1 protein-coding gene is annotated in these 1,710 nt (G+C 64.2%); it reads right to left on the bottom strand.

Annotated elements, in window-relative coordinates; all coding sequences use genetic code 11:
• Positions 1–712: 712 nt before the first annotated feature.
• Positions 713–1,108, bottom strand: coding sequence for a hypothetical protein (locus ABZ070_RS37170; RefSeq protein ID WP_356640606.1), 396 nt, complete (start codon positions 1,106–1,108; stop codon positions 713–715).
• Positions 1,109–1,710: the final 602 nt, after the last annotated feature.

Genomic DNA, 1,710 nt, shown 5'->3' with positions numbered 1-1,710 from the left:
CCGGGTCACCGACGCCATCGAGGCCGCTTGTCGACAACGTCCCCCCTCCGTCCGGTGACTTTCCATTCGGACCGCGGCTGCCAGTACACCAGCCGTAAATTCGCCCTCCTGGTCGAGGAGTTCGGAGTCCGCTGTCGGTCGGCCGCACCGGGCAGTGCGGGGACAACGCGCTCGACGAATCGTTCTTCGCCACCATCAAGGCGCGAGCTCCTCGACACAGTCGTCTGGCCCAGCAAGACCGTCCCCCGCACCGCCATCTTCGATTTCATCGAGGGCTGGTACAACTTGCACCGGCTGCACAGCAGCCTCGGCTACCGCCGTCCCGCCGAATACGAGACCCCATTCCCAGCCTGACCACCACACCAATGGTGTCCGTCAAAGCGGAACAAGTTCACATGATAGCCAGCGCGACAGGTCAAACCTGCGGGTTCGAAGGGTAACAATCCCGATCGTCACCCTTGAGAGTCCCCGTCGCAACCACTCCCGCTCAGCGCGTCTACGCACGAAGATCGAGTCGCGCAGAGAACAAGATGGGGAGCAGCCGGTCTGCGGACTCGCAAGGACGATAACTCCCGTATTGAGGGACAACGCCTGACTTCTCTAATCCGGTACCGTTCGGCCGTGAAATCTGGGGCATTTCCTCGACCCACAGCATGTCGCGTGAGACCGCATTGAGGTAGCGAAGTACCAGGCCCTCTGGTCACGACTGCAGCTACGAGAAGAAGGCCATAATCCTCCGGGTCTGCAAGGGCGGGCACGAGAAGCTCTGCTCCCAGTCGCCGATGGCGACGGCAAGGGAGCGGGCACCGGCCCACCGTTCGCGGTACGCGATCGGTGGGTGACCGTCGGCTAGGAGCGCCACCGTGGTGACCACCGCGGCCGGGGCGGCAAACGGGTTTAGGGGCAGGGGGCCGCCGCGGTGCGGTGCCTCGTGGCGCCAACCGCTGTCCGATGACCAGCGCAGCGTGATGTCGGCCCAGGAGAAGACGGCGATCAACTTGCGGTGGCCTTCGGAATCGGGAGCGCTCACGGTAAGCGTGTCCGGGGCAATGCCAGCGTTGACGAGAGCGACGTGGACGGCGTCGGCGTAGGGCAGATGGGGCAGCATCAGGTTCCTCAGTAGCGGTAGGTGGGGTGAGCGTGGCGAATGCTCCACACGGCGGAGCTGCCAGCCCTCGACGTTTCGTCCACACCGTGGCTCCGCTCGCGTGTGGCGGCTGGGCCGGTATCGATACGGTCGAGGAGACGGCGAAGATCGTCGACCAGCCGGGGTGGCTACCCAAAGGAAGAGCCGGGCTGGGGGCCGCCGTCGCTGACGTGCACCTGTACCCGCTCGGATACGTCGCCGGCGCACCCAAGTGTCGGGAGGCGTGGTGGAAGCCAGGGAAGCCACGGTCTGTCCTGAAGGGGCCGGAAGATTGGTGAACTCCAGAACACCCTTCGACAGCACGAAAGCCCTGAGCAACTCATACCCAGTACCACTCAGCCTGGACATTGAATGTGGTCAGGGGACCGGCTGCATCGCATGCATGCTGATGCGCGCGCCTTGCTGAGCGCAGTGAGGGCCTGGTCCGGTTCAGCGTCTCTGGCCGCTGTACGCAGCCGATAACGTGTAACTAGTAGGGCTTGGTCAGGTGTATTCGCGAACGGCGTGTCTTTGTGTTGGCAGGCGCGTTGATGGTGTGTGACACCTGGGGAGATGGGCCAGGT

The sequence above is a fragment of the Streptomyces sp. NPDC006283 genome, from assembly GCF_040613325.1.
Taxonomy (GTDB): domain Bacteria; phylum Actinomycetota; class Actinomycetes; order Streptomycetales; family Streptomycetaceae; genus Streptomyces.
This window is presented reverse-complemented; position numbering and strand designations above follow the sequence as displayed.

Coding starts and splice junctions, on each gene's coding strand:
- ABZ070_RS37170 (WP_356640606.1), bottom strand. CDS start 1,108: ATGCTGCCCCATCTGCCCTACGCCGACGCCGTCCACGTCGCTCTCGTC.